Below are 19210 nucleotides of genomic sequence, written 5' to 3' on the forward strand. Positions count from 1 at the left end.
AGGTCTCGCATGCCGACATCCGAAGATTTCGCCGCGATCTGGCTGACGCTCAAGCTTGCGACGATCGTCACCTTTCTGCTGCTCCTGATCGGCGCGCCACTGGCGTGGTGGCTGGCGCGAACGCGGTCGTGGCTCAAGGGGCCGTTAGGAGCCGTCGTGGCGCTGCCGCTGGTTCTGCCGCCGACGGTGCTGGGCTTCTATCTGCTGCTGACCATGGGCCCGCACGGACTGTTGGGCAGGCTCACCGCGTTCCTCGGCGTCGCGCCCTTGCCGTTCACCTTCGCCGGACTCGTCGTGGCGTCGCTCTTCTATTCGCTGCCCTTCGTCGTGCAGCCGATTCAGAACGCCTTCGAGGCGATGGGCGATCGTCCGCTGGAGGCCGCCGCCACCTTGCGCGCGAGCCCCATGGACGCTTTCTTCACGGTGGCGCTGCCGCTCGCGAGGCCCGGTCTCGTCACCGCGGCTATCCTCGGCTTTGCGCATACGGTCGGTGAATTCGGCGTCGTTCTGATGATCGGCGGCGCCATTCCCGACAGGACGCGGGTGGTGTCGGTCCTGATCTACGACCAGGTCGAATCGATGAACTACGAACGCGCGCATTGGCTCGCCGGGGGCATGCTGCTGTTCAGTTTCTGCGTTCTCCTCGCGCTCTATGGTCGCCGACGGAACGGCCGCTATGGCTGACGGCGCCATCGCCGCGCGTTTTCGCCTCGCCTATCGCGGCTTCGCGCTCGACGTTGACCTGGAGCTGCCGGGACGCGGCGTCACGGCGCTTTTTGGCCCTTCCGGCTCGGGCAAGACCACCGCCCTGCGCTGCATGGCGGGGCTGGCGCGCGCGCCCGACGGGCTTCTCAAGATCGGCGGCGACGTCTGGCAAGACGAGGCGCGCGGCGTCTTCGTGCCGACGCATCGCCGCGCGCTCGGCATGGTGTTCCAGGACGCGAGTCTGTTTTCCCACCTCACCGTCAAGGGAAACCTCGATTATGGAATGACCCGCGCGCGGGTCGCGGCGGCTGCGGCGAGCCGCGGGGCGCTCTGCGAAATGCTCGACATCGCCGCTCTCGCGGAACGCTGGCCGGAAACGCTTTCGGGCGGCGAGCGGCAGCGAGTGGCGATCGCCCGCGCCCTGCTGACGCGTCCGCAACTGCTGCTGATGGACGAGCCGCTGGCCTCGCTCGACGTTGCGCGCCGTCTCGACGTATTGCCCTACCTCGAACGGCTGCGCGACGAACTCGATATTCCGATCATCTACGTCAGCCATGCGCCGGAAGAAGTCACGCGCATCGCAGACGAGGCCATCGTGCTCGATCGCGGTCGGGTCGTCGCGCGCGGCGCCCCGCTCGACGTGCTGCCGGGCGCGAGTCGTCTTGTCGAGGGCGGCCGATTCGGATTGGTCAACGCGCTCAAAGCGCGCGTCGTCGCCGTCGACGAAGCATATGGCGTCACGCGGCTCGCCCATCCGGCGGGCGAGATATTGATCGCTGCGCGTCTAACGACGCAGCGCGAGGCGCGCGTCGTCATGCGCGCGACCGACGTTGCGCTTGCGATGTCCGAACCCCGCGACACCAGCGTGCGGACGATTTTGCGCGGACGCATCGAGAAGATCGATGCGACCGAGAGCGCCCTCGCCTTCGTCACGCTCACGCTCGTCGGCGGCGACCGTCTCGTCTCGGCGATCACGCGCCTCGCGCTCGACGAGCTGCGGCTGACCGTCGGCGCAGACGTCTTCGCCCTGGTGAAGTCCGTCGCTCTCGACGAACGCGGTCTATAGGCCAGCGCCTTCCGCCAGCCACAACGCCGCGAGCGCGCCGGCGACGGCGAGAGCGGAAGCCGCGGCGAGTCTTTGGCCCATCGCGGCGCCGCCGATAACCCAGCCCATAACGACTTTCGACGCCGTGTTCGACAGCAGCGCCAGCAGCACCGCCCCCGCCGCCGCCCTTATGCCGATCTCGGTCGCGCCGAGCCGCGCCATGGTCAGTCCGATCGCGTCAACGTCGACGATGCCGGAAATGGCCGCGAGCGCATAGGCGCCGCCGCTTCCGGCGAAATGCGTCGCGAGCCGTGAGAGGATCATCACGCTCGCAAGGAGCGCGCCGAATTTGAGCACCGCCATCAGATCCAGCGGATTGCCGACAGAAAAGCCGCTCGATTCCGTGGGCCGCTCGCTTCGTCGCAGGAGAAAGACACCGGCGAGCGCGAAGAGCACGCCGGCCGCAACGACCGGCGGCGCCAAGCGCCACGCGAGCGTCGGATTGATGACCGCGATGACGGCGATGATTCGCGGCGCCATCATCGCATTGGCGAAGATGGCGCCCGCCGCCGAAGCGCCAATCTGCGCGGGATGTTCCCGCGCCAGCCGGGACATCGCCGCCGTCGCGGCCGTCGACGACGCCAGCCCTCCCGCCATCCCGGCGACGGCGACGCCGCGCCGGTAGCCGACAGCCTTGACGGCGATGTAGCCGACAAAGGAAATCACGCCAATCAAAACGGTCATCAGCCACAATTCAAAAGGGTTCACCGCTTGCCACGGATCGATGGCGCGATTGGGCAGAACCGGCAGCAAGATGAAGCTCATCGCCAGCAGCGCCAGCCCGGAGCGCAGCTCGTCCCAGGTGATGCGCTTGACGAGGCCGTGCAGAAACGCCTTGAGCGCCAGGATTGCGGTCGTGGCGACCGCCGCCGCGGCCGCCGCCTGCATGTCGCCGATCACGGCGAAGGCGCCGAGCGAAAAGGCGAGCGACGCGGCTATGGCGGTTGTCGCGCCGAAAGTCTCATCATGCACGTTTTCGCGGTAGCGATAGACCCCGACCAAAGCGCCGACGAAGCCGAAAGCGATCGCCAAAGCGACCATGCCGGAAGCGCCAAAAGGCTGAACGATCGCGCCCCACACGCCGCCGAGCAGTCCGGCGAGCCCAAGCGTGCGCAGGCCGGCGGCGCGCTCGCCTTCCGACTCGTCGCGTGACGTCCAGCCTCGTTCCAGGCCAATGAGCAGCCCGATCGCCAGCGCGATCGACAGTCTCTGGATCAGCTCGATGGCGCTTAATTCGTACATTTGTTTTTCTTCGCCGTCTTTTTCTTTGAGGCGTGACGCCAAGCCGTTTCCAGCGCGTCGCGCAGCTCCGAGACGTCGATCGCCTCGAGCAGAATCGTCGTCCATCCCTGCCGCCCCCAGGCGTTGGGGACTGGCGCAAACGCCTGCGGCGCCATCATGGATTTGAACGCCTGCTCTTCGGGCGCAAGTTTCACATTGGCCGTCAGTCCGTCGGCGGCGAGAGTCGCGTAAATCCGCACGACTTTGAAAGCAGTTCTGTCGAAATGCGGCGCTTCGCGCGTTCCCTCGAGAGACATTGCGATGCGCCGGAAATCACGGCTGGTGGCCACGACTACTCCATCAAGACCTGACGCTGCGCGCGCCGCTCAAGAACATATGGCGCGCGGCGGCCAGCGCGTGCGCCTGACTGAGAATAGCAATAGAAGGCTTGTATGAACTTACCCCTGCCCCCCTCCCGTCGCTCCCTAATCGCGCCCTTCATGGCGATGGACGTGCTGCGCGACGCGAAAGCCTTGGAGCGCGCCGGCCGCAGCATCATCCATTTGGAGCTTGGCGAGCCCGGGGTCGCCGCGCCGCGCCACGTGCGCGAGGCCGCCACGGAGTCTTTGCGCCACGGCTCGATCGGCTATGGCGAAGCGCTCGGCGACGCGCCGCTGCGCGCCCGCATCGCGCGCCACTATGGCGAGCGCTACGGCGTCGACGTCTCGCCCGACCGCGTCATCGTCACGACGGGATCGTCCGGCGGATTTCTGCTCGCCTTTCTCGCCGCGTTCGATCCGGGAGCGAGGATCGCCGTCACTGCGCCCGGCTATCCGGCCTATGCGAACATCCTTTCGGCGCTCGGCTTGGAGCCGGTCCTGCTCGACGTCGGCCAAGAGACGCGCTTTGCGCCCACCGCGGCGATGCTCGAAGCGGCCCATCGCGACAGGAAGCTACACGGCGCGCTCTTCATGAGCCCGGCCAATCCGACCGGCGCGATGATCGCGCGCGAGGAACTGGCGCGGATCTGCGCCTTCTGCGAGGAGGCCGGAATCGCCTTCGTCTCGGACGAGATTTATCACGGACTCGAATATGAGATGCGGGCGGAGACCGCGCTGCGCTTCTCGCAACGCGCCCTCGTCATCAATTCCTTCTCGAAATATTACGCGATGACCGGATGGCGGCTCGGCTGGCTCGTCGCGCCGCCCGAATTGATGCGCCCGCTCGAACGCCTGCAGCAGTCGCTGGCGATCTGCGCCCCGACCTTGTCGCAGCGGGCGGCCCTCGCCGCTTTCGACGCGGGCGATGAACTGGAGGCGAACCGCGCCGCCTATGCGCGAAACCGGGCGCTTCTGCTCGACCATCTTCCCAGACTGGGATTGGACGATTTCGCGCCGCCCGACGGCGCCTTTTACATCTATGCCGACATCTCGCGCTTCACCGACGATTCGATCGGGTTCTGTCGGCGGATGTTGCACGAAGCCGGCGTCGCGACGACGCCCGGCCTCGATTTCGATCCGCGCCGCGGCGCAAAAACGCTGCGGCTCTCTTACGCCGGACCGGAGACGGACGTGCGCGAGGGCGTCGCCCGCCTGGAAGCCTGGCTGCGGCCCTAACTTCCGAAAGGCGTGCGCACGCGCTGCCACCAGCCGCCCTTCTTCGGGCGGTCGGGGTCCGCCTGCGTGATGACCACTTCCGTGGGCTCGCGCGGGGCGACCGGCTCGGGGGCGGGCGCGGGCGTCGGCGTCGGCGCCTGAGAAGGAGCGATCCGGGCGACCGGCTCGCTTGCGCGCTCTTGGGAGAGCGGCGCAATCTCGGCGCCGTTTACCGGCGGCGGAACCGGCAAGGGCGCCGGAAACTCCGGCGCCTGGGCCACACGCGGGGAGATCAGGGCCGGCGCCTCCTCCCGACCCTCGTCGAGCGCGAAGACCGCCGACGGGTCTTTGAATTCCTCCGGCAAGGGGGCGGATCGCCGCCACCGGCCAGGACCGCGCTCTGGACTTCGGTTGCCGCCGCGTCGGCCGCCGCGGCGGTCAGGCCGTTCCTCGGCGGGCGCCGGCGCGCCCTCGATCGCCGCCATGAAGGCGAGGCCTTCGTCGGACGGCTGGTCGACGCCGGGCGCCAAGAGTTCGCCGCCCTGTGCGCCGCCGCCACGGCCTCGGCGACGGCGACGGCGACGCCCGCGCGACGCCTCTTCATCCGCGCCAAAACGCGATCGTTCGCCGTTCTCGTCACGCTGATCGCCGTTCGACTCGACGGCTTCCTCTTCCGCCTCGACCATTTCGCCCGCGATCACGTCTTCCGGCGCCTCTTCCTCCAGAGGTTCGGCGAGCACCGAATCGACGCGCAACGGCGCGTCGCGCTGCGAAACCCGCGGCCCGGTCGCGAGTTCGCCGCGCTCGAGCGCGTGATAGGTCGCGCCGGTGAGCGTGTCATCGGCGGCGACCGTGATATGGACGCCGAAGCGGCGTTCGAGCTCCTGCAGATGGGCGCGCTTCTGGTTGAGAATGTAGAGCGCCACCACCGCACGGGTTCGCAGCGTCACGTCATGCGCGGCGCTCTTGACCAGCGCCTCCTCCAGCACGCGCAACACATGCAGCGCGACGGAGGCGGTGGAGCGCACATGGCCGGCGCCGGCGCAGTGCGGACATGGCACCGTCGAGCCCTCGACGACGCCGGCGCGGATGCGCTGGCGCGACATTTCGAGCAAGCCGAAATGCGAGATGCGGCCAACCTGAATGCGGGCGCGGTCGTTTTTCAGCGCGTCCTTCAAGCGCCGCTCCACGGCGCGATTGTTGCGACTCTCCTCCATGTCGATGAAATCGACGACGATCAGCCCGGCGAGATCGCGCAGTCGCAACTGCCGCGCGACTTCGTCGGCGGCTTCGAGATTGGTGCGAAGCGCCGTGTCCTCGATATTGTGCTCGCGCGTCGAACGTCCCGAGTTCACGTCGATGGCGACCAGCGCCTCGGTCTGGTTGATGACCAGATAGCCGCCTGATTTCAGCGTGACATGGTTGGAGAACATCGCATCGAGCTGAGCCTCGACGCCGCTTTCGGCGAAGATCGGAAACGCGTCGCGATGCAGGCGCACGTTCTTCGCGTGGCTCGGCATCAGCATGCGCATGAAGTCTTTGGCCTCGCGATAGGCGTCTTCGCCCGAAACGACGACTTCCTCGACGTCGCGCCCGTAAAGGTCGCGAATCGCCCGCTTGATGAGCGAGCCTTCCTCATAGACGAGGGTCGGGGCCGCGGAGCGCAGGGTCAATTCGCGCACGCTCTCCCACAGCCGCAGCAGATATTCGAAATCGCGCTTGACCTCCTGCTTGGTGCGCGTCGCCCCCGCGGTTCGCAGGATGACGCCCATGCCCTCCGGCACTTCGAGATCATGCACGATCTCTTTCAGGCGTTTGCGGTCGGCGCCGTCGGTGATCTTGCGCGAAATGCCCCCGCCCCGCGCGGTGTTGGGCATGAGCACCGAATAGCGGCCAGCGAGCGAAAGATAGGTCGTGAGCGCCGCGCCCTTGTTGCCGCGCTCTTCCTTGACGACCTGAACGAGCAGCACCTGACGGCGCTTGATGACCTCTTGAATCTTGTACTGGCGGCGGGCGCGCGGCGCGCGATAAGGCGCTTCATCCATCGCGTCCCCGCCGATGTGCTCGACGTGATCGTCCTCGTCGTCATGCTCTTCCTCGTCGTGCTCCTCAACCGGGGCGTCGACGCGGGCGCTGACCTCAGCCGTTTCGTCTTCCGAATCTTCGCGGGCGCGTTCACGCGCCTCGTCACGCTCGTCCTGTCGGCGCGCTTTCAGTTCGTGGTCGGGCTCGGTCGACTCAAGGGCGAACTCCTCGGCCTCGCCGGTCTCGACCAAGCCGAAACCGGCGGGATCGATCGAAATCCGCTCATGCTGCCCCGCAGCGAGCGTCTCATCGCCCGCCTCGGCCTCGATGTCCGAGCGCTCTGGCCCGGCCTCGACGGATTCGGGCTTTCCCGCGTCAAGCTGCTCCGCCCCGACGTCTTGGCCCCGCGCTTGGGTCTCGACGGCCGCTGGCCAAGCGTCAAGCGGTTCCTGCGCCCCCGCCTGAGGCGCGAACGCCGGCGCGGCTTCAGACCGCTCCTCGGCCGATTCGGCGAAGCCTGTTTCGGCCTGATCCTCGATGACGACCGGCGAAGCGGCCGAATCATCGAGGAGTTCGCCCGTCACAGCCTCGTCGGCGCTCACGCGCTTCTCGGCGCCCTCATGTTGGCGGCGGCGCGACCGGCGCCCGCGACCGTGCGGAACGCGCTCTTCCTCGTCGGCCTGCTGATGGGCGCGGCTCTCTTCGTCGAGCAGCGCCTGTCGATCGGCGACGGGGATCTGATAGTAGTCAGGGTGAATTTCCGCAAAGGCCAGAAAGCCGTGACGGTTTCCGCCATAGTCGACGAAAGCGGCCTGAAGGGACGGCTCGACCCGCGTGACCTTCGCGAGATAAATGTTGCCGCGTAGCGGTTTTTTGTCGGCAGCCTCGAAATCGAATTCCTGAACGCGGTTTCCACGTAGAACGACTACGCGGGTCTCCTCCGGGTGGGAGGCGTCGATGAGCATCTTGTTAGCCATGGGGGACTCTTCTGCGGCGTGGCGCGCAATAACGCCGACGGGGCAAGCCTGAGTCCTGGAAAAGACTCGGCGACCGCTCTTTGGCGCATCCTGACGGCGCGAACGCTTCTTGTGAGGATAAGGGAGACAGGCCTGCGGCCTGCGATACGCTTGCCGGCTTGCAAGCCGGCGGGACAAAGCGCGTCGCGCCTCGTCCCCGTGAGATGACGAACGAGCCAAGAGCCCATGCTTTTCGCGAAGCTGCGCCCTGCCGCGCGGACATGCCACACGGAGGAAACGCCTGCTCTCGCGCCTATCACGGTCCTGGCCATGAGATCGTCAAAAAACCTTTCGCGCCGCCAGGTGGCGGCGACCAAACGTCACGACCTGCACGGGGCGGCGCAACGGAAAGCAACTGTCCGAAATTCTGTTGGCTCGACTTGACGGCCGCATCTCGCGGAGAATATCGCGCCGCAGAATTCGCAGCTGTCTCCTTACATATCGGTCGACGTAGGCCGGCGCAAGCGCCGGCTCAGCTATTCACCGAAAAATTCGTGGAGATAGGTCCCGGAGCCGACGGCTTTCAGATAAGCTAACGATGCGTTAACGGCGCTCCTCCAAAATCGACAATCGCCGGATCGAGACGCCGCGAGAATCTAGGGACGAACATGAGGTCAGCTTTGCGCGCAGGAACGCCGCCACCGTTCGTCGCCATGGCGGCTGCGTTCCTCGCGGCTCTGGGCGGCATGGCGTGGCCCGCCGCGGCCGAGGAGCCGCCGAAGGAAATCTCCGCGCTGACCGCCCGCATTGAGGCGCTCCCCGATCGTTCCCGCCTCCTCTTTGATCTCACCGGCCTGCCGCCGGTGACCGCGCATCCCGTGGCGAACCCGCCGCGCATCATCGTCGATTTGCCCGAAGTGCTGTTCCGCATAGAGGCGAACGCTGGTCTGTCGCCCGGCGACAAGCTCATAAAATCATACCGTTATGGCATCTTCGCGCCAGGACGCTCGCGCGTCGTGATCGATCTCGCGGCGCCCGCCAAAATTCTCAAGGCGGACAGCGAGGCGGCGGCGGGGGGACCGCGGCTCGTCATCGAGCTCGCCCCGACCAGCGCCGCGCATTTCGCCGCCACCGTCGCGGAACAGGCGCGGCTACAGCCCGCGGAGCCGCCGAAAACGCCGGGAACGGCGGCCAAAGCGCCGACGGACAAACCGATGGTGGTCATCGATCCAGGCCATGGCGGGGTCGATATGGGCGCGACCGCCAAGCACGGCGAAATGGAAAAGGACGTCGTGCTCGAATTCGCCCGCGCGCTGCGCGACAAAATCCAGGAAACCGCCCGCGCCCGCGTGCTTTTGACCCGCGACCACGACATGTTTCTCCCGCTTGCCGAGCGGGTGCGAATCGCTCGTGAAAACAATGCTTCCCTGTTTGTCTCCATTCACGCGGACACGCTCGCCGCGTCCCGGGTCGAGGGCGCCACCGTCTATACCGTGTCCGAACGCGCCTCGGACGCCGAAGCGGCGCGGATGGCGGAGAAGGAGAATCTCGCGGATCAGGCCGCCGGACTTGAAAGCAAGGCGGACGCCGAAGAGGTCGGCGACATATTGTTCGAACTCACGCGGCGCGAGACCCGCGCCTACAGTCGCCAGTTTTCGCATTCGCTGATTTCATTTTGGAGGGAAGTCGGAGCGCTCAACAAAAACCCGAGCCGCTCGGCGGGTTTCGTCGTGCTCAAAGCCTTCGACGTTCCCTCCGTGCTGCTCGAACTCGGGTATCTTTCGAGCGAGAAGGATCTGTCGCGGCTGACGTCCCAGGACTGGCGCGAGCGCGCGGCGCAGAAAACCGCCGAAGCTGTTGACGCCTTTATCAGCGCGCGCAGCCAAGAAGCGCGGGCCCCCGCCGCGGCCCCCTCGCCCGCGGCGCGCCCACAATAAAACACAAAATCGCGGCACATGGAGACAGTCGCGACGCACGATCGCCCGCGCGTCGCAGCCGCCGAAGCGTGAGAAGCGCCGACGCGGCGTCACACACTGCGGGTAACGCTTCTCGCGTCGCGCCAATGTCGCGACCGGCGGCGTTTGCAGTCCAACGCGCCGCGAACCGGCGCCGGGAATTCGCCGAACGGTGGAATGATCCAAACGGGCGTTGTGAAGAAAGCGACCCAAAAAGTGCGATCGCTCACTATATCTGAGCCGAACGAGTCGCTCTCGCGCGCCGCAGGCTCAGGGGCTCGCCGCCGCGACACGGACTTTGGCATTGAAACAATAGCCGGCGCCAGCCGCCGGCCGCTCCAAGGGTGAGATTTCATGCGAATGCTCGCAAGGTTTTTGGGCTTCGTCTTCGCGACCGCGACGATCGTCTTCCTCATCGGAGCGATCGCCGGGTCCGGGCTGATCTATTATTTTTCCAAGGATCTGCCCGACACGGCCCAGCTGCGCGACTACGAGCCGCCCGTGACGACGCGGTTGCACGCCGGCGACGGCTCGATCCTCGCCGAATATTCGCATGAACGCCGCCTGTTCCTGCCGAGCTCCGCCATTCCCCAACTGGTCAAGCAGGCGTTCATCTCCGCCGAGGACAAGAATTTCTACAACCACATCGGCGTCGATCCGGAAGGCGTGATGCGCGCCGTGACGGTGCTCGCCCAGGGCGGCCGCCATGTGCAAGGCGCCTCAACGATCACCCAGCAGGTCGCCAAGAACTTCCTCGTCGGCAACGAGCGCTCGATTGAACGCAAGATTCGCGAAGCGCTCGTCGCCTTCCGCATCGAAGCCGCCTATCCCAAGGACAAGATTCTCGAGCTTTATCTCAACGAGATCTATCTCGGCCTTGGAAACTACGGCGTCGCCGCCGCCGCGCTGAATTATTTCAACAAATCGGTCAATGAGCTCACGCTCGCCGAGGCGGCCTATCTCGCGGCGCTTCCAAAGGCGCCGAGCAACTACAATCCGTTTCAAAACCGCGAGCGCGCCCTCGAACGCCGCAACTACGTCATCGATCGACTGATCGCCGACGGCTATGTGACGGCCGAAGAAGGCGCGAACGCGAAAGCGGAGCCGCTCGGCGTCAATCCGCGCGTTCTCTCGCCTAACACCTATGTCGCGGGCTATTTCGCCGAGGAAGTGCGGCGTCAGCTGCTGGAGCAGCACAGCGAGAAGAAGCTCTACGAGGGCGGCCTGTCGGTGCGCACGACGCTCGACCCGAAGATGCAGGCCTGGACGCGAAAGGCGCTGGCCGACGGCCTCGTTCGCTTCGACGAGGCGCATGGCTTTCGCGGCGCGATGAACCACATCGACATCTCCTCCGACTGGGGCGTGACGCTCTCCGCCATTCCCGCGCTTGGCGACGTCAAGCCGTGGCGCCTCGCCGTCGTGCTCGATGTGACCGGCGACGCCGCGCGCATCGGCCTTCAGCCCGGACGCGAGAAGTCCGGCGAAGTGGCGCGCGAACGCGAGACCGGCCTTCTCACGTCCGAAGGCATGCGCTGGACCGGCCGCACGCCGCGATCGGCTCTCAGCGCCGGCGACGTGATCTACGTCGAGCCGCTCGCCGGACGCGCCGGCCAATATCGTCTGCGCCAGATCCCCGACATCTCCGGCGCGATGGTGACGATGGACCCGCATACGGGCCGCGTCTTCTCCATGGTCGGCGGCTTTTCCTTCGACCAATCGTCATTCAATCGCGCGACTCAGGCGTTGCGCCAGCCCGGCTCCTCGTTCAAGCCCTTCGTCTATGCGACGGCGCTCGACAATGGCTATACGCCGTCGTCGTCGATCCTCGACGAGCCGATTTCGATCCAGCAGGCGGACGGCACCTACTGGACGCCGGAGAATTTCGAAGGCGGCCACGGCACCGGCGCGCATCCGCTGCGCTACGGAATCGAGCATTCCAAGAACATGATGACGGTGCGTCTGGCGAAAGACGTCGGCATGCCGCTCATCGCCGAATACGCCAAGCGCTTCGGCGTCTATGACGAAATGACGCCCTATCTCTCCATGGCGCTCGGCGCCGGCGAAACGACGCTGCTGCGCATGGTCACCGGCTATTCGATGCTGGCGAATGGCGGCAAGCGCATCAAGCCCACGCTGATCGACCGCATTCAGGATCGTTGGGGCAAGACGCTCTACCGCCATGACGAGCGTCAATGCATCGGCTGCGACTCCGCCAAATGGGAGAATCAGCTCGAGCCGAAGCTCATCGACAAGCGCGAACAAGTGCTCGATCCGCTCACCGCCTATCAGATCACCTCGATCATGGAAGGCGTGATCCAGCGCGGCACCGGCGTCTCGATCAGATCGGTCGGCAAGCATCTTGCCGGCAAGACCGGCACGACGAACGACGCCAAGGATCTCTGGTTCATCGGCTTTTCGCCCGATCTCGCGGTCGGCGTGTTCATCGGCTACGATCGGCCGCGCTCGCTCGGCAGCCACGCCCAGGCCGCGCAGTTCGCCGCGCCGATCTTCCGCGACTTCATGACGGTGGCTCTGAAGGACAAGCCCGATACGCCGTTCCGCGTGCCGCCGGGGATCAAGCTCATTTCCGTCGACGTGCATTCCGGGCTGCGTTCGTCGGGCGCAGGCACGATTCTCGAAGCGTTCAAGCCGGGAACGGCGCCGCCCGACTCCTACTCCGGCGGCGGCGGCCCGCGTCAGCTCGATACGCCGCATGACGTGGATCAGCAGGTCGGCAGCGGCACCGGCGGCCTCTATTAAATCGCGCACGGCGGCAGGGCGATCCGGCAAAGAATGTTTTTCCTCAACCTCATCCTGAGGGAGCGTGCGCAGCACGCGTCTCGAAGGACGAGGGTGAGGAAACCCTTCGCCCGATTTCCCTGAGCACCGCGGCCGGAGAATTTGGTTTGCTGCCGCCAGCTCATATATGCTCCAAGCGATGACCCTCGACGCCGAAACAACCGCGCATGTGACGCTGGAGACCGCGGCTGGCGTCGCGATCCTTACGCTGAACAGCCCCGCATCGCGCAACGCTCTATCTCTCGCGATGATCGACGCCCTCTCGGGCCGGCTCGACGCGCTTGCCGGCCGCGACGACGTTCGCGTCGTCGTGCTGCAGGCGGAAGGTCCCGCCTTTTGCGCCGGCCATGACCTCAAGGAGCTGACGGCGCATCGCAACGATCCTGACCGGGGCCGCGCCTTCTTCGATAGGACGATGCGCGCCTGCTCGGCCTTGATGCAGAAAATCGTGACGCTGCCTCAGCCGGTCGTCGCGGCCGTCGACGAGATGGCCACGGCCGCCGGCTGCCAGCTCGTCGCGAGCTGCGATCTCGCCGTCGCCGGTCCGCGCGCGCGCTTCTGCACGCCGGGCGTCGACATCGGCCTTTTCTGCTCGACGCCGGCGGTGGCGCTCTCGCGCAACGTCGCGCACAAACAGGCGATGGAGATGCTGCTGACGGGCGCTCCCATCGGCGCCGAGGCGGCGCTGCGCATCGGTCTCGTCAACCGCGTTTCAACCGATGGCGCCCGAACCGGCGCGCTGGCGCTGGCGCGAACCATCGTCGAAAAATCCCCGCAGGCGATCCGCTTCGGCAAGCGGGCTTTCTACGCTCAATGCGAGAAGCCGCTCAGTGAGGCCTATGAGCTGGCCGGCGCGGTGATGGTCGAGAACATGCTGGCGGAAGACGCCAAGGAGGGCGTCGCGGCCTTTCTGGAGAAGCGGGCGCCCACATGGGCGGAAAGGTGAAGGACATTCCGCGACGCCGCAGGCTCATGGAGAGTTAAGCGCGGCGACATGCGGGGCGCGCAGCTCTCGGCTGCGCTGCGACGCAAATCTTTCTTGCGCCCTCTCAGCTAACCGGACGAAGCGCCGCACGCTATTTCGATCTTAAATGATGTTCGCCGCTCGCGGCCTGTTGCGCTCGGCGCGTCATTTTTGAAGGAGGAGAAAATGTCCAGATTGCGCAATCGCGTCCTGCATCTGGCGCTGCTCCTCGCGCTGGCGATCGCCTTCACGCTCGCTGCTTTCCCGGCGCGCGCAGGCTGACCATCGAGAGCCGCCGCGAAACACGCGTCAGCTGCTTTGGCGGACGTCGTGACTTATCGCGAGTTTTTGAACTCATTTTTTGGAGAGTGCAATGAATGCTTTTCGTCTTTCGATCGCGCTTGTCGTCGCATCCTGCGCTTTCGCGCCGCATCCCGCGAAGGCGGATTTTACGGTCTGCAACAGAACGCCCGATCAAGTCACTGTCGCATCGGCCTGGGTGAGCCCGAGCGGCGGATTCACATCGGAGGGATGGTGGAAGCTTCGCGCCTGCGGCGGCTGCGAAAGAGTCGTCCTGCGCAGCGAGACCTCCGATCCGCACAATTATTTTTTCTACGCCCACGGCGACGGCCGAGAATGGCGCGGCCATTCCGCCTTCTGCACGACTCCGGGGGCGTTCAAGATCGGCGACGCCAAGCGCTGCATATTTGGCCGACGCGGCCAGATGAAGAATTTCGTTCATGTCACGAGCCGCAGCGGCAATCATACGCACAGCCTGACCGGCCGTTCGAGCAGCGGCCGCGTGTGCATCGATTGAGCGCTGCTATTCGCCGAGATAGCGCAGCGCCGCAGCGGCGGCGAAAGGGCAAAGCGCGAGAGCGGCGAGCGTGATCGCGCTAAGAATCGCGAAGGGCGCGTAGAAGGGCACGGCGCCGCCGCTCGCCGCCTCCGCGGCGGAGACGCCGAAGATCAGCACCGGGATCGTCAGCGGCAGGACGAGCAACGCCATCAAGAGGCCGCCCCTTCGCACGGTCACCGTCGCCGCCGCGCCGATGGCGCCGATCAGCGTGAGCGCCGGCGTGCCGACAAGCAGCGTCGCGACGACGCCGAGCAGCGCCATGGCCTCCTGCTGCAGCATCAGCCCCAGAAATGGCGCGGCGATCACGAGCGGCAGGCCGGTCGCCGCCCAATGCGCCGCGCATTTGACGAGCACCGCCAATTCGAGCGGCGTCTCGGAAAGATGGAAGAGATCGAGAGAGCCATCCTCGGCGTCGGCCTGAAACAGGCGGTCGAGACAGAGCAGCGTCGCCAGCAGCGCCGCGATCCAGAGGATCGCCGGCCCGATGCGGGCGAGAAGATTGGGATCCGGCCCAACCGCGAAGGGAACGATCGCGACGAGCGTCAGGAAGAATACGACGCCCATCGCGCCCGAACCGCCGATGCGGCGCGCCACGCGCCATTCGCGCAGAAAAAGCGCGGCGAGCGGCGCGCTCACGAGGCGCCGCCCAAGGCAAGCGACGCCGCCTCTTGGAGCCCCAGCGGCTCATGCGTCGCAGCGACGATCAATCCGCCGTTGTCGCAATGATCGCGCATCGCGATGGCGAATTTCTCGCGCGAGGCGCGGTCGAGCGCCGTCAGCGGCTCGTCGAGCAGCCAGAGCGGCCGGAAGGCGACGAGGAGACGCGCCAGCGCGGCGCGGCGCTTCTGGCCGGCGGAGAGCGCGCCGAACGGCGCGCCGGCGACATGGCCGAGGCCGACGATCCCTAGGGCGGCGTCGATCGTATGGCTTCGCCCATCCGGCCCGCGAGCGAGATAGCGCGACCAGAAATCGAGGTTTTCCTCGATCGTCAGCGCGGATTTCAGGCCATCGTTATGCGCAAGATAATGCGCCTGCTGCGGCAGTTCGACGTCGGGAGGCCCGCCTTCGAGAGCGATCGAGCCTCCCGCGCGCGGCAGGAGGCCCGCCAAGGCCCGCAGCAGCGTCGATTTCCCGGCGCCGTTGGGGCCCGTCACGATCAGCGCCTGCCCGGCGGAAAGCGAAAAGCTCACGCGATCGAGCACGCGCCTGCCCCCGCGCAAAACGCCGAGATTGTCGACGCAAAGGCGTAAGGCGCCATCGACGGGCGGCTGAACGGGCTGGGACGCATCGATCGACATACGCTCCGCATAGAGCTTTGCGACCGACTCCGCCAGACGCGGCGGACCGAGAGCGTCGCGAGCCCCTCCGCTCGCGCTTCAGGCGTCCCGCCCCGGCGGCCCGCTGGCGCAGACGGGACGGGAATGCTAAGCAGCGCATACCCTTTCTTGGGCGCTCAGCGGCCCAAGTTCTCGCCAATAGCGCGCGGCGCGCCCGTTATTCAGGGATTGCCCAATACGTGACGAAGCATAAGAGCTTAGAGGATTACGCGGCAAGGCGATTCCGCTTTGCCGGCAACGCCTTGCTGGAGTTCAGCGATCCGTTCTTCGCCCAGATCGACAGGCTGCGCGCCGAGTTCGAGGCGCAGGGCAAGCATTTCGTCAGCTTCGCCAATTACGATTATCTCGGGCTCGCGAATCACCCGCGGATCCGCGAGGAGGCGAAGCGCGAGATCGACGGTCTCGGCATCGGCGCGCTGGCCTCGCGGCTCGTCGGCGGCGAACGCACCACGCACAAGCCGTTCGAGGCGGAGATCGCCGAATTCCTTGGCATGGAAAGCGCGCTGACGCTCGTGTCCGGCTATCTCTCCAACGTCACGACGATCGCCTGGCTGATGAGCGGCAAGCGCGACGCGATCTTCATCGACGAACTGGCGCATAACAGCATCGTCGCGGGCGCCGACGGCGCGCCGGCGCAGGTCTTCAAATTCCGCCACAACGACTTGGATCATCTCGACCATCTGCTTGCGCGCCACCGCGAGGAATACCGCAACGTTCTGATCGTGGTGGAAGGCGTCTACAGCATGGACGGCGACACCGCCGACCTGCCGCGGCTTCTCGCCATCAAGGACAAATACAAAGTCTGGCTGCTCGTCGATGAGGCGCATTCGCTCGGCGTGCTCGGCGCGACGGGCCGCGGCCTCGCCGAACACCAAGGGGTCGACCCGGGGCGCATCGATCTCATCGTCGGCACCATGTCGAAGACGCTCGCGTCCTGCGGCGGCTACGTCTGCGGCAAGAAGCAGGTCATCGACTGGTTCCGCTATACGCTGCCGGGCTTCGTCTACAGCGTCGGCCTGTCGCCCGTCATTCTCGCCGCCGCGCGCACCGCCCTGCGGCTGATGCAGGAAGAGACCTGGCGCATCGCCAAACTCGCGGACAACGCCGAGCTCTTCCGGACGGTCGCGCATGAGGCGGGATTCTCGACGGGGCCGGCGATCGGCCGCGGGGTGGTGCCGATCCTGTTCTCGAGCGACGTCGAAACCATGTGGGCGTCGCAGCATCTGCTGGAGAACGGCTATTACGTGCCGCCGGTGGTGCGCATCGGCGTGCCGAAGGATGGGCCGCGGCTGCGCTTCTTTTTCTCGGCGAATCACGGCGAAGCGGAAATCCGCGGCGTCATCCAGACGCTGCGCGACATGCCGCCGGTGACGGAAGAGGCGCATCAGATCGTCGCCGCCGCCATGGCCGGCGGATAGGCCTTTCGCCATATCCGCGTCACTTTGACGCTTTCGGTTAACGCCGACTTGCCGCTAGGACTTATCTTATGGCGCGGATCGAGATTCTTCCGGTCGACGGCCCCTTTCGCTTTGCGACCTTCTGCAGGCTGCCGCGATTGCTCTATGCCGGCGCGCAAGGCTTCGCGCCGCCGCTCGACGTCGAGCGCTGGAGCGTCTTCGCCCATACGCTCAACCCGCATTACAAGCTGGTCGAAGAGCAGAAATTTCTCGCGCGCCGCGACGGCCAATGGGTCGGCCGCGTGATGGCGCAGATCTATAAGCCCGGCGTCGTTCCAGTCGGCGCCTCCAACGCCCAGTTCGGCGCGCTCGACGCTATCGACGATATCGAAGTCGTGCGCGCGCTGACCGAGGCCGCCGAGGACTGGCTGCGCGGCAAAGGCGCGGAGCGGATCAACGGGCCGTTCTCGCCCTCGGTCAACAAGGAGTGCGGACTTCTAGTCGATGGCTTCGATGCGACGCCGATGTTTTTCATGCCCTGGCATCCGCCCTATCTCTCGCGCCATCTCGAGGCGCTGGGCTATGAGAAGGCGCAGGACCTCTTGTCCTACCGATTCGACATTTCGAGCGATGAAGTCGAGAAGCCGGCGCGCATTTCAACGCGGCGCGAATGGCGCGGTCGCCTGAAGCTCAGGCCGCTGAACATGAAAGCCTTGAAGCAGGGCGAAACCGCGCTGATGGCCGAGCTGTTCAATGACGGCTGGAGCGGCAATTGGGGTTTCGTGCCCTTCACCAAGGAAGAATTCGACTCCGACGCCGACGCGCTGCAATATCTCGTGCCGGCGGATTTCGGCGTCGTCGTCGAGCTTGACGGCGTCCCGCAATCCTTCGCGATCGCGCTTCCCAATCTCAACGAGATTTTGGCCGATCTCAACGGCCGTCTGTTCCCCTTCGGCTGGGCGCGCGCGTTTAAGCGTTTCCGCTCGCATCAGTTCAAATCGGCGCGGCTGTTGCTGCTTGGCACGCGAAAGGCGCTGCAAAGAAGCGCGACCGGCGGGGCGATCTTTCTGTCGCTCGTCGAAGAGATGCGGCGGCGCCACGCGAAAATCCGCGTTCCGCATCTCGAAGCGGGCTGGGTGTTGGAAAGCAACGCCGACATGCGCCGGCCGATCGAAATGTTCGGCGGCAAGGTCGACAAGATTCACCGCATCTATGAAAAGCGCCTCACGGTCGGCGGTGGCGAGGCGATGCGTATGCGCGACGGCGTTAGGGCGACTCAGCTACAGGATGCAACGTCATGAACGGCATATCCGTCACCGCCAATGGCGCCGACCGCTCGCATGTGGAACGGCGCAAGTTGATCCTCGAAAAATATCCGCAAGTGCGCCAGCTCTTCGGCAAGGACCCGGTGACCTTCAAGATCGCGGCGGCGATCTTCGCCCTTCAGCTGGTCATCGCCGCGATCTTGGGTTCGCTCGGCCTCTCCTACTGGTGGCTGTCGCTCCTGATGGCGATCTGCGTCGGCGCCTTCGCCAATCACGCCAATTTCGTCATCATCCACGACGCCATCCACAATTGCGTGTTCGAGAGCCCGCTCGCCAACAAGTGGACGGCGATCCTCGCCGATCTCCCCAACGCCTTTCCGACGGCGATGGGCTTTCGCTGCTATCACATCAAGCATCATTCGCATCTGTCGGCCTATGACTATGACGCCGACGTTCCGAGCCGCTGGGAGGTCGAATGGGTCGGCAATAGCGGCTGGCGCAAGGCCGTTTGGCTCTTCTTCTTCCCCGCGATCCAGCTTGCGCGGCTGTCGCGCCTCAAGGGCACGGTGCCGATCTGGGGAACCTGGACCTATATCAACACCGCCGTCATCGCCGTTTTCGATCTTTTCGTGCTCTGGGCCTTCGGGCCGAACGCCCTGCTCTATCTTTTCTTTTCCTTCTGGTTCTCGGTTGGAGGCTTACATCCGTTGAGCGCGCGCTGGCTGCAGGAGCATTTCGCCTTCGGCCCCGACCAGGGGACGTTCGACTATTACGGCCCGCTCAATACGCTCGCGCTCAATATCGGCTATCACAATGAGCATCACGATTTCCATGAGATCCCGTGGAACCGTTTGCCGGAGCTGAAGGCGATGGCGCCGGAGTTCTACGACGATCTGCGCTGCCATCGCTCCTGGGTGGCGCTGCTCGTCACCTTCATCTTCGATCCGACCTATTCGCTCGGAACCCGATCGGAAAATGTGACGCAGGCAGCGCGCGGCGCGCACGCCATCTCGCCGGCGGAGTAGAC

At 65.7% G+C, this 19210-nt stretch carries 15 protein-coding genes; 10 read left to right on the plus strand and 5 right to left on the minus strand.

Annotated elements, in window-relative coordinates:
• Positions 1–9: 9 nt before the first annotated feature.
• Both modB and modC read left to right on the plus strand, forming a co-directional pair.
• Positions 10–684 (plus strand): molybdate ABC transporter permease subunit, encoded by a 675-nt coding sequence (gene modB / locus BN69_RS03965; RefSeq protein WP_014890262.1) that lies wholly within the window; start codon positions 10–12, stop codon positions 682–684.
• Positions 677–1771, plus strand: coding sequence for a molybdenum ABC transporter ATP-binding protein (gene modC, locus BN69_RS03970; RefSeq protein WP_014890263.1), 1095 nt, complete (start codon positions 677–679; stop codon positions 1769–1771). Before modB ends, modC begins: the two co-directional genes overlap by 8 nt.
• Here the strand turns inward: modC and BN69_RS03975 are convergent.
• Both BN69_RS03975 and BN69_RS03980 read right to left on the minus strand, forming a co-directional pair.
• Entirely contained in the window at positions 1766–3052 is a 1287-nt protein-coding gene (locus BN69_RS03975) for an MgtC/SapB family protein (protein WP_014890264.1), read from the minus strand. The two genes, modC and BN69_RS03975, sit on opposite strands and share 6 nt — an antisense overlap.
• The gene (locus tag BN69_RS03980; RefSeq protein WP_148277022.1) at positions 3040–3381 is read right to left on the minus strand and encodes an MmcQ/YjbR family DNA-binding protein; all 342 of its coding nucleotides are present in this window, start codon (positions 3379–3381) and stop codon (positions 3040–3042) included. The genes BN69_RS03975 and BN69_RS03980 overlap by 13 nt, the downstream gene beginning before the upstream one ends.
• Positions 3382–3483: 102 nt before the next feature.
• Here BN69_RS03980 and BN69_RS03985 point away from each other — a divergent pair, with 102 nt between their 5' ends.
• On the plus strand, positions 3484–4647 hold the full coding sequence (locus BN69_RS03985; protein ID WP_014890266.1) for a pyridoxal phosphate-dependent aminotransferase: 1164 nt from the start codon (positions 3484–3486) through the stop codon (positions 4645–4647).
• Here the strand turns inward: BN69_RS03985 and BN69_RS03990 are convergent.
• The gene (locus tag BN69_RS03990) at positions 4644–7628 is read right to left on the minus strand and encodes an Rne/Rng family ribonuclease (protein WP_014890267.1); all 2985 of its coding nucleotides are present in this window, start codon (positions 7626–7628) and stop codon (positions 4644–4646) included. The two genes, BN69_RS03985 and BN69_RS03990, sit on opposite strands and share 4 nt — an antisense overlap.
• 647 nt (positions 7629–8275) lie before the next feature.
• Between BN69_RS03990 and BN69_RS03995 the strand changes: the two genes are divergently transcribed.
• The 4 genes from BN69_RS03995 to BN69_RS04010 all read left to right on the plus strand — a co-directional run bounded on the left by BN69_RS03995 (position 8276) and on the right by BN69_RS04010 (position 14142).
• Positions 8276–9544 carry an N-acetylmuramoyl-L-alanine amidase gene (locus BN69_RS03995; RefSeq protein WP_244435033.1) on the plus strand — a complete coding sequence of 423 codons (1269 nt, stop codon included), beginning with the start codon at positions 8276–8278 and terminating at the stop codon, positions 9542–9544.
• A gap of 372 nt (positions 9545–9916) precedes the next feature.
• Entirely contained in the window at positions 9917–12322 is a 2406-nt protein-coding gene (locus tag BN69_RS04000; protein WP_014890269.1) for a penicillin-binding protein 1A, read from the plus strand.
• 178 nt (positions 12323–12500) lie between these two features.
• The gene (locus BN69_RS04005; RefSeq protein ID WP_014890270.1) at positions 12501–13307 is read left to right on the plus strand and encodes an enoyl-CoA hydratase; all 807 of its coding nucleotides are present in this window, start codon (positions 12501–12503) and stop codon (positions 13305–13307) included.
• A gap of 391 nt (positions 13308–13698) precedes the next feature.
• Positions 13699–14142, plus strand: a complete 444-nt coding sequence (locus BN69_RS04010) for a DUF1036 domain-containing protein (RefSeq protein ID WP_014890271.1) — start codon at positions 13699–13701, stop codon at positions 14140–14142.
• Between the two features lie 6 nt (positions 14143–14148).
• On the opposite strand, the gene ccmB is transcribed toward BN69_RS04010, so the two are convergent.
• Both ccmB and ccmA read right to left on the minus strand, forming a co-directional pair.
• Entirely contained in the window at positions 14149–14820 is a 672-nt protein-coding gene (ccmB, locus tag BN69_RS04015; RefSeq protein ID WP_014890272.1) for a heme exporter protein CcmB, read from the minus strand.
• Positions 14817–15482: a heme ABC exporter ATP-binding protein CcmA gene (gene ccmA, locus BN69_RS04020; protein ID WP_014890273.1), complete on the minus strand. Its 666-nt coding sequence runs from the start codon at positions 15480–15482 to the stop codon at positions 14817–14819. The genes ccmB and ccmA overlap by 4 nt, the downstream gene beginning before the upstream one ends.
• Positions 15483–15700: 218 nt before the next feature.
• On the opposite strand from ccmA, the gene BN69_RS04025 reads away from it, so the two are divergent.
• The 3 genes from BN69_RS04025 (at position 15701) to BN69_RS04035 (ending at position 19208) form a co-directional block, all read left to right on the plus strand.
• On the plus strand, positions 15701–16939 hold the full coding sequence (locus BN69_RS04025) for an aminotransferase class I/II-fold pyridoxal phosphate-dependent enzyme (protein WP_014890274.1): 1239 nt from the start codon (positions 15701–15703) through the stop codon (positions 16937–16939).
• A gap of 68 nt (positions 16940–17007) precedes the next feature.
• Positions 17008–18219, plus strand: coding sequence for a hypothetical protein (locus tag BN69_RS04030; protein WP_014890275.1), 1212 nt, complete (start codon positions 17008–17010; stop codon positions 18217–18219).
• The gene (locus BN69_RS04035; protein ID WP_014890276.1) at positions 18216–19208 is read left to right on the plus strand and encodes a fatty acid desaturase; all 993 of its coding nucleotides are present in this window, start codon (positions 18216–18218) and stop codon (positions 19206–19208) included. Before BN69_RS04030 ends, BN69_RS04035 begins: the two co-directional genes overlap by 4 nt.
• The last annotated feature ends 2 nt before the right edge of the window (positions 19209–19210 follow it).

The organism is Methylocystis sp. SC2 (assembly GCF_000304315.1).
GTDB lineage: Bacteria > Pseudomonadota > Alphaproteobacteria > Rhizobiales > Beijerinckiaceae > Methylocystis.

Bases quoted from the DNA above. Each gene is read 5' to 3' on its own strand.
- BN69_RS03990 (WP_014890267.1), bottom strand. From the start codon at position 7,628: ATGGCTAACAAGATGCTCATCGACGCCTCCCACCCGGAGGAGACCCGC.
- BN69_RS04000 (WP_014890269.1), top strand. From the start codon at position 9,917: ATGCGAATGCTCGCAAGGTTTTTGGGCTTCGTCTTCGCGACCGCGACG.
- BN69_RS03975 (WP_014890264.1), bottom strand. From the start codon at position 3,052: ATGTACGAATTAAGCGCCATCGAGCTGATCCAGAGACTGTCGATCGCG.
- BN69_RS03995 (WP_244435033.1), top strand. From the start codon at position 8,276: ATGAGGTCAGCTTTGCGCGCAGGAACGCCGCCACCGTTCGTCGCCATG.
- BN69_RS04010 (WP_014890271.1), top strand. From the start codon at position 13,699: ATGAATGCTTTTCGTCTTTCGATCGCGCTTGTCGTCGCATCCTGCGCT.
- BN69_RS04035 (WP_014890276.1), top strand. From the start codon at position 18,216: ATGAACGGCATATCCGTCACCGCCAATGGCGCCGACCGCTCGCATGTG.
- modB (WP_014890262.1), top strand. From the start codon at position 10: ATGCCGACATCCGAAGATTTCGCCGCGATCTGGCTGACGCTCAAGCTT.
- modC (WP_014890263.1), top strand. From the start codon at position 677: ATGGCTGACGGCGCCATCGCCGCGCGTTTTCGCCTCGCCTATCGCGGC.
- ccmA (WP_014890273.1), bottom strand. From the start codon at position 15,482: ATGTCGATCGATGCGTCCCAGCCCGTTCAGCCGCCCGTCGATGGCGCC.
- BN69_RS04005 (WP_014890270.1), top strand. From the start codon at position 12,501: ATGACCCTCGACGCCGAAACAACCGCGCATGTGACGCTGGAGACCGCG.
- BN69_RS03985 (WP_014890266.1), top strand. From the start codon at position 3,484: ATGAACTTACCCCTGCCCCCCTCCCGTCGCTCCCTAATCGCGCCCTTC.
- BN69_RS04030 (WP_014890275.1), top strand. From the start codon at position 17,008: ATGGCGCGGATCGAGATTCTTCCGGTCGACGGCCCCTTTCGCTTTGCG.